This is a genomic window from Kitasatospora sp. NPDC058406, from assembly GCF_042722765.1.
GTDB lineage: Bacteria > Actinomycetota > Actinomycetes > Streptomycetales > Streptomycetaceae > Kitasatospora.
Window position 1 is genome coordinate 1 of sequence record NZ_JBHXKE010000329.1, and the last position, 8,206, is coordinate 8,206.

Annotated in this window: 6 protein-coding genes and 1 pseudogene; 3 read left to right on the top strand and 4 right to left on the bottom strand. The window is 74.9% G+C overall.

The features are described from left to right. From ACFWOG_RS37410 to ACFWOG_RS37425, 4 genes are all read right to left on the bottom strand, one after another. Positions 1–2,437, bottom strand: a 2,437-nt coding sequence (locus tag ACFWOG_RS37410; protein ID WP_380363913.1) for a transglutaminaseTgpA domain-containing protein, incomplete at its 3' end; no start/stop codon positions are given. Next, positions 2,434–3,756, bottom strand: coding sequence for a DUF58 domain-containing protein (locus ACFWOG_RS37415; RefSeq protein ID WP_329952029.1), 1,323 nt, complete (start codon positions 3,754–3,756; stop codon positions 2,434–2,436). The genes ACFWOG_RS37410 and ACFWOG_RS37415, both read right to left, overlap by 4 nt. A 1-nt stretch (position 3,757) precedes the next feature. Next, entirely contained in the window at positions 3,758–4,804 is a 1,047-nt protein-coding gene (locus tag ACFWOG_RS37420) for an AAA family ATPase (protein ID WP_380363915.1), read from the bottom strand. A gap of 306 nt (positions 4,805–5,110) precedes the next feature. Continuing rightward, the gene (locus ACFWOG_RS37425; protein ID WP_329882153.1) at positions 5,111–5,653 is read right to left on the bottom strand and encodes a carbonic anhydrase; all 543 of its coding nucleotides are present in this window, start codon (positions 5,651–5,653) and stop codon (positions 5,111–5,113) included. A gap of 626 nt (positions 5,654–6,279) precedes the next feature. Here ACFWOG_RS37425 and rsmH point away from each other — a divergent pair. The 3 genes and pseudogenes from rsmH to ACFWOG_RS37440 all read left to right on the top strand — a co-directional run. Then, the gene (gene rsmH / locus ACFWOG_RS37430) at positions 6,280–7,254 is read left to right on the top strand and encodes a 16S rRNA (cytosine(1402)-N(4))-methyltransferase RsmH (protein ID WP_329952030.1); all 975 of its coding nucleotides are present in this window, start codon (positions 6,280–6,282) and stop codon (positions 7,252–7,254) included. 73 nt (positions 7,255–7,327) lie between these two features. Continuing rightward, positions 7,328–7,900, top strand: a complete 573-nt coding sequence (locus ACFWOG_RS37435) for a cell division protein FtsL (protein WP_329882151.1) — start codon at positions 7,328–7,330, stop codon at positions 7,898–7,900. Then, positions 7,897–8,206: pseudogene (locus tag ACFWOG_RS37440) on the top strand (hypothetical protein); the annotation flags it as partial. The gene ACFWOG_RS37435 and the pseudogene ACFWOG_RS37440, both read left to right, overlap by 4 nt.

Here is an 8,206-nt window from a genome sequence, read left to right on the forward strand (position 1 = left end):
ACTCCGGACCGTCGCCCTTCCGCCGCCGCAGGGACCGGCGGACCGGCCCGGTGACGGCGGCGGTCAGCCGCGCGGCCCTGCGGCGCACCGCCAGCCGGGCCGCCAGCACCGCGTCCGAGAGGCGCCACCAGAGCTGGGCCGAGGACGCGGGCAGGAGCAGCGCCCTGGTCCGGCCGCGCCGGCCCGCGCCGGCCCGCAGGCCGTCGCGGGCGGTCCGGACGTCCGCCGCCAGCGGCGTGGTGACCTGCGTGGTCCGGGCGTAGAGGACCCGCTCGGTGGCCAGCGCCACCCGCCCGGCCGCCGCCGCCGAGGCCTCGTCGAGCTCGGCGGTCTCGGCGATCCGGCGCGCGGCGGAGCGCGGGGTCCGCGACTCGTCGGGCGGGATGCCGAGGTCCCAGGCGGAGTCGATCAGCTCGTCCCAGGCGGCCATCACCTGCTCGTCGGTGAGTTCGACCGGCCCCTCCCCTCCGGGGCGCCGCCGCCCGCCGGCTCCGAGCCGGCGCCGGCGCAGCAGCGCCCGCCAGACCATCGGGGTGAGCAGCAGCGCGAGCAGCACCAGGGCGGAGGCCAGGGTGGCCAGGGTCTTCCCGGAGAACAGCCAGGAGTCGGCCAGGGCACCGCCGGCGGACTTGTCCCGCTCCCCGCACTCGCCCATGCTGCGCAGCTTCGGGTCGCAGTCGGGGTTCGCGGACGGCAGTTGCGCCGAGGCGCTGGGCTGCGGCTGCGCGGTCGGCTGCGTGGTCGGTGCGGTGGTCGGCGCGGCGACCTGGTCGCTGTACTCGGGTTGCACGCCGCGGGTCGGGGTGGGCTCGAAGCGCATCCAGCCGTAGCCCTCGAAGTACAGCTCGGGCCAGGCGTGGTACATCGAGTCGGTCACCGAGTAGACCTCGCCGCCCTTGGTGTCGCCGGGCGTGAAGCCGAGCGCGACCCGGGCGGGGATGTCCAGGACGCGCGCCATCGCGGCCATGGTGGAGGCGAAGTGGACGCAGTAGCCCCGGCGCCGGGTCAGGAAGTCGGCCATCGCGTCGCTGCCGCTGTCGGACCGGGTCTTGACGTCGTAGGTGAAGCCGGAGCGGGTGAACCACTCCTGCAGCGCGACCGCCTTGTCGTAGGGGGTCCTCGCCTGCTGGGTGACGGAGACGGCCTTCTGGCGGACGATCGGCGGCAGGTCCCTCGGCAGGTCGAGGTACTGGGCCCGGATCCGGTCGGGCGCCTGGGGGGCGCTGCGCAGTTCGGCGGCGGTGGGGCCGACGTACAGCGAGGTGACCGTGTAGCCCAGGCCCTTGATCGCCTTGTCCCGGGTCGGCTGGAGGGCCGAGGTGAGCGAGTCGAGCTGCCAGTCGGCGGTGTTGCGCAGTGAGACGGTCCGGGCCGGGTAGGGCATCGGGAGCCAGGCGTTCTCCAGCCGGTCGCTGATCCTGACCGTGGTCTTCAGCTCCGGGAAGTCGGGCACGGTCAGGCCGTCGGGGGCCGGCAGGGTGCCCTTGAACTCGGTCGTGTCGGTGGAGCTGAGCTTCCACCTGGTGCCGTCGAAGGCGTCCAGCGAGCCGGTGCGCAGGTAGGTGCTGTCGGCCAGCGCGCTGTCCATCTTGTAGGTGAGCAGCTCGACGTTGCGGGGCTCGGGGAGCGCGTCGTTCAGGGCGACCAGGGGATCGAGGCTGTTGAAGCCGCCGGCGCCGCCGTGCTTGCCGGAGCTCGCGGTGCCGCCGCTGTTCACCAGGCCGGAGCTCCAGCGCGGCAGGAAGGCCGGCAGCAGCAGGGCGAGCGCGAGTGCCACCACGCCGACCTGCCGGCCGCTCTGGCTGAGTCCGCCGGAGCTGCCCTCGGTGCCGTGCGGGGTGCCGCGGAAGACCCGGCCCCAGCGGGAGACCCGGTCCTGGCCCTCGGCGAAGAGCAGGACCAGGTAGCCGGCCGCGGCGGCCGCGAACCAGAGCCAGTTGCCCCGGTCGCCGGCCAGGCCGTTGCCGACCGAGTAGAGCGCCAGCAGCGGCAGCCCGGCCAGCGCCGAGCGCCGGTACGTCACCGCGACGGTGTCCACCGCGACGGCGATCAGGCCGATCGAGGTGATCATGATCAGCCGCAGGCCCGCGCTGGGCGGGGCGGGGATGGCGTACTCCCGGATGTCGTTCAGCCCCTGCTCGAACGCCCGGGCGAGGGTGCGCAGCGACTCGGGACCGGGGACGATCCCGCCCCAGGAGGCGCCGGAGGCCGCGAAGGCGAGCAGCAGCAGGAGGAGGAGCGCGACCAGCTGGCCGAGCGGGACGGCCCAGCGGTAGAACGGCGTGCGCCGCAGGCCCGCGCCGACGACCGCGATCACGGCCACCACCAGGTACGCGTGGGTGATCCAGCCCTTGGTGGTCAGCAGCGGGGTCAGGCAGAGCGCGGCCAGGGCGGTGGCCAGCGCCGAGTACGCGGTCAGTTTGGCCCGGGTGGTCACGCGCCGGCCTCGTTTCGGTAGGGGGAGGGCGCCTCGGCCCGGTCGGCGGCCCGCCACAGTTCGGTGACCGAGTCGCCGGCACGGACGGGCAGGACGGTCCATCCGGCCTCGCGCAGGCGGAGCACCCGGTCGTGGAACTCGTCGCCGCCGGTGTCGGGGGCGAGCATGCGGAGGCCGGCCCAGGTGGCGGTGTCGAGGAGGAAGGCCACGGCGCCACCGGTGCGGTTGCGCAGCCGGGCCAGCCGGGCGACCTGCTCCTCGTCCAGGTCGCCGAGGACGGCGACCAGCAGGCCCTCCCCGCCGGCCCGCAGCGGTTCCTCGGCGCGGGAGAGCCCGGCGCCCTCGGAGAGGTCGGCCACGGCGAGGGCGTCCAGGATCAGGCCGGAGGTGTCGGCCGCCGTGTTGCCGCCGCCGGCGCCGCTCCCGGGGACGGCGAGGCCGGTGTCGGTCAGCAGCCGGGTCTGGTAACCGCGTTCCAGCAGGTGGGCGGTGACCGAGGCGGCGCAGGAGACCGCCCATTCGAAGGAGGAGGCGGGGCCGCTGCCCCGGTGGCCCACCTCGCGGGTGTCCAGCAGGACGGTGGCCCGGGCCTTGCGGGGCTGCTCCTCGCGGCGGACCATCAGCTCGCCGTAGCGGGCGGTGGACTTCCAGTGCACCCGGCGGAGGTCGTCGCCGGGGCGGTACTCGCGCAGGATGACGTCGTCGTCACCGGCCAGGGCCAGGGCCCGGGCGTGGCTGTCGCCCTGGCCGGCCCACTCGCCGCTGAGCCGGACGTACGGCAGCGGCAGGATCTGCGGGACGACGGTGAGCACGTCGGACGCGGAGAACGAGCGGTTCAGCTCGCACATCCCGAACGGGTCGGAGAGCCGCAGCTGGAGCGGGCCGAGCGGGTAGCGGCCCCGGAGGTCGGAGCGGACCCGGTAGGAGACCTCGCGGTTGCCGCGGGGCTCGACCCGGTCCAGCACGAACCGCGGGCGCGGCCCGAGCACGTACGGGACCTTGTCCTCCAGCAGCAGCAGGCCGGTGGGGACCCGGGAGACGTTGTCCACCCGCAGGTGGACCCGGGCCTCCTGGCCGGCCACCGCCCGGCGCGGGCTGAGCCGCCGGCCACTGGCCACCCGGTAGCGGGTGTTGGACAGCAGCAGGGCGGCGGCCAGCGGCAGCGCGGCGAGCAGGACGCCGACGCGCAGCAGGGCGTCCTGGTCGAGCAGGTACGCGCAGACCACCGCGGTCACCCCGGCGGCGAGGAAGGAACGGCCCCGGGTGGTGAGGCCGCGCAGGCCGGCGCGCAGGCCCGACGGTTCGTCGGACGGGCCCACCTCAGCTCCTCCGCGTGGCGGGGGCGCCCTGCGGGCGCGGGAGCGGCAGGCGGGCGACCAGCTCGGCCACGATCTGCTCGGAGGTGCGGCGGCTGAGCTGGGTCTCGGCGGTCGGCATCAGGCGGTGGGCGAGCACCGGGACGGCGAGGCGCTGGAGGTCGTCCGGGGTGACGTAGTCGCGGCCGTCCAGGGCGGCGGCGGCGCGGGCGGCCCGGACCAGGTGCAGGGTGGCGCGGGGCGAGGCGCCGAGGCGCAGCTCGTGGCTGGTGCGGGTGGCGGAGACCAGGTCGACGGCGTAGCGGCGGACCGGGTCGGCGATGTGCACGGTGCGGACCAGGTCGATCAGCTTGAGGATGTCGGAGGCGTGCGCGACCGGCTGGAGGTCGTCCAGCGGGCTCGCGCCGGCGTGCACGTCGAGCATGGCGAACTCGGCCTCGGGGCTCGGGTAGCCCATCGAGATCCGGGCCATGAAGCGGTCCCGCTGGGCCTCGGGGAGGGGGTAGGTGCCCTCCATCTCGACCGGGTTCTGGGTGGCCACGACCATGAACGGCGAGGGCAGCTCGTAGCTGGTGCCGTCGATGGTGACCTGACGCTCCTCCATCGACTCCAGCAGCGCGGACTGGGTCTTCGGCGAGGCCCGGTTGATCTCGTCGCCGACGACGATCTGGGCGAAGATCGCGCCCGGCCGGAACTCGAAGTCGCGCTGGTGCTGGTCGAAGATGTTGGTGCCGGTGACGTCCGAGGGCAGCAGGTCCGGGGTGAACTGGATGCGCCGCACGGTGCAGTCGACGGACCGGGCCAGCGCCTTGGCCAGCATGGTCTTGCCGACGCCGGGCACGTCCTCCAGCAGCAGGTGGCCCTCGGCGAGCAGGACGGTCAGGGCGATCCGGATGGCCTCCGGCTTGCCCTCGATCACGCTCTCGATGTTGCCGCGGATCCGGTCCACGACGGCGGCGAGTTCCGGCAGACCGACGGGGTGGTACCCCGGCGTCTCCCGGTCGCCCCCTGCACGACCGTCGAGACCGGCCTGATCGTTGTAGCTCGTCACCCGTTCGCTCCCTGGCACACCACGTGCCCGCCTCCGTTGAGGCCGGCCCCCACCCCATGCTGGACGCGGCCCCTCCGGGAGCGGTTCCGTGTTCCGGGAGCCGGTGCCGGAGTACGGCCTGCGACCGGCCGCCCCAGGTGGTTCGAGGCCGGACCGGCAGGCGCATTCTCCCCCGGGCGGTGGTCAGAAGTCACCCTCCGGACCGGGCACCCTCGGGCGGCCGTGCCGGGGAGGCGGGCCGGGGGGCTTCCGGGGAGCGTCCGGCTGGCCCGGGCGACGCTGGCCGGGCCGACCGGATGGACGGGGTCAGTGGATCTCGCGCAGCAGCCCGGTGTGGACGTCGAAGACGAAGCCGCGCACGTTGTCGGTGTGCAGCAGGAACGGAGAGGTGCGGACGCGCTGCATGGACTGCCGGACGTCACTGTCCAGGTCGACGAAGGACTCGACCGCCCACTGCGGGCGCTGTCCGACCTCCTGCTCCAGCTCGCGGCGGAAGTCCTCGGTGAGGCCGAGCAGGCCGCAGCCGGTGTGGTGGATCAGCGCGACCGAGCGGGTGCCCAGGGCGCGCTGGCTGATGGTGAGGGAACGGATGGTGTCGTCGGTGACCACGCCGCCCGCGTTGCGGATGACGTGGGCGTCGCCGAGTTCGAGGCCGAGCGCGGCGAACAGGTCGAGGCGGGCGTCCATGCAGGCGACCACGGCGATCTTCTGCACCGGGCGGGCGTCCATCCCGCCGTCGCGGAAGGTCACCGCGTACTCGCGGTTGGCCGCGACGAAGCGGTCGATGATGGTGGGTGTCGGGGCGTCGGCAGCGGCGGTCGGCGTGGGCCGGTCGGGGGTCACTGTCATGGTGAAGACGTTAGTGCGATTCGCCGGGTCTTGGTGGGGCTGATGGCGACAGAGCGGGCCCGTGTGACCGAGCGCATATCCACAAGGCGCCGCCGCTTCCGGGCGATACGGACGTATTTGTCCGACCCGGTCCCGGTCCGGCCCCGACCCGGTCCCGCCCCGGTCCCGGTCCGGTCCCGCCCCGCCCCGTCCGCTGTCCGGGGCGGTGCCCGGTACCGGGGCGCGCGGCACCGCGGCCGGTGCGGCTGCGGCGTCCGGCATGTGCCACGAGCACCGTCGCGACCTGCGGTGATCCGTACCGCCGCCCGGGTGGTGCGCCGGAGCGGGCCATTGACTGACGGGGCGTGCGCGGTAGAGTTGCGGCGCAGTGGAGCACACCCGCCGGGGCCCGTCAACCGGGCGTTTCCGGCCGGTGCGGCGGCCGACGCGGCCCGTGGCCTCCACCCGCTCCGTGCCACCTGGCGCACCTTCCCCGGTGCCGGGCGGTCACGACCTTCCCCAAGGAGCGGGCGGGGCCCACGGGCCGCGGCCCGGCCCCTGCGTCTGCTTCGCGGCGTGGTGGGACAGAATGGTCCGAGCTCCCGTACTTCGGGCGGCTCCGCACCGAGGAAGGGCGCCACCGCGCAATGACCACCAACGATCCGGCCCCCAAGCACGTCCCGGTGATGCTGCAGCGGTGCATGGACGCGCTGGCCCCGGCGATCTCCCGGCCCGGTGCGGTGGTGGTGGACGCCACCCTCGGCCTCGGTGGCCACAGCGAGGCCCTGCTCACCCAGTTCCCGGACGTCCGGCTGGTGGCGGTGGACCGCGACACGGCGGCGCTCAAGCTCTCCGGCGAGCGGCTGGCCCCCTTCGGCGAACGGGCCACCCTGGTGCACGCCGTCTACGACGAGATCCCCGAGGTGCTGGAGCGCCTGGACATCCCGAAGGCCGACGGCATCCTCTTCGACCTCGGCGTCTCCTCCATGCAGCTGGACGAGGCCGGGCGCGGGTTCGCGTACGCGCAGGACGCGCCGCTGGACATGCGGATGGACCAGACCCGCGGGATCAGCGCGGCCGAGGTGCTGAACACCTACAGCCACGGCGAGCTGGCCCGGATCCTCAAGTTCTACGGCGAGGAGCGGTTCGCCGGGAAGATCGCCTCGGTGATCCTGCGCGAACGCGAGAAGGAACCGTTCACCAACAGCGCGCGTCTGGTCGAGTTGGTGCGCAACGCCATCCCGGCCGCCACCCGCCGCACCGGCGGCAACCCGGCCAAGCGCACGTTCCAGGCGCTGCGGATCGAGGTCAACGGCGAGCTGGAGGTCCTGGAGCGGGCGATTCCCGGTGCTCTGGGCGTCCTGCCCATCGGCGGGCGGATCGCCGTGATGTCCTACCAGTCGCTGGAGGACCGCCTGGTCAAGCAGTGCTTCGCGGCCGGGGCGACCAACACCGCCCCGCCGGGGCTGCCGTTCGTCCCGGAGGAGCACCAGCCCTGGCTCAAGCTGATCACCCGCGGTGCCGAGCAGGCCACCGAGGAGGAGATCGAGGAGAACCGGCGCGCCGCACCCGTACGGCTGCGGGTGGCGGAGAGGATCAGGGACCGAAGCACCCGGGGCTGACCGGCACCGGGACGGTCCGAAGGGCGGAGGAAAGACGGTGGGGCCGGTGGCCGGAGGCGGGGCGGGGAGCAGGGTGCTCCCCGGGCAGGGCGGCAGGGCGCGGATCACCGTCCGCCCCGGGCGACGCCAGGTACGGGGGCGGACGCCGTTCGCGGTGCTGGTGGTGGTGCTGCTCGGGGCCGGACTGCTCGGGCTGCTGGCACTGAACACCGCCCTCAACGAGGGCTCCTTCGAGCTGTCCAGGCTGCAGCGGCAGACCACCGTGCTCACCGACGAGCAGCAGGGGCTCCAGCACCAGATCGACCAGAACTCCGCGCCGGACGCGCTGGCCCGCCGGGCCGCCGAGCTGGGCATGGTGCCGGCCGGCGGGATGGCCTTCCTCGACCTGCCGAACGGCGGCGCGGTGGTCGGCACGCCGAAGCCGGCCCAGGACAGCCCGCCGGTGAAACGGTCCACCGTGGAACCGTGGCCCGGGAAGCAGCCGGCGCCGAGCGCCCAACCCGGTGCCCAGCCCGGATCCCCGGCGGCGGCGCAGCCCACCACCGCGGCGCCGAACGCCCCGGCCCCTGGCGGCGACGTCACCGTCCAGCTCAACCCGACCGCGCCGCAGCCGGCGCCGGCCACGGGCGGGGGCGCAGCCCGATGAGCACACCCCGTCAGCCCTCCGGCGCAAACGGCGGCAACGGCGGACGCCGTCCCGTCAAGGGCGCCGCGCCCCGGCCGGTCCCGCGCGGGCAGTCCACCGGCAAGCCGCCGGCCGCCGGGCGCGCCCAGCCCGCCAAGGGGCAGCCGGCGAAGCCGCAGTCCGCCGCGGGTCAGCCGGCCCGCGCCAAGCAACAGCCCGCGAAGCCGTCGCCCGCGAAGCAGTCCCAGGCGCGCCAGCCCGGTGCCAAGGCCCAGCCGGCCGCCGGGCGGGACCCGAGGGCCGCCGCCCGCACGCCCCGCGCCCCGC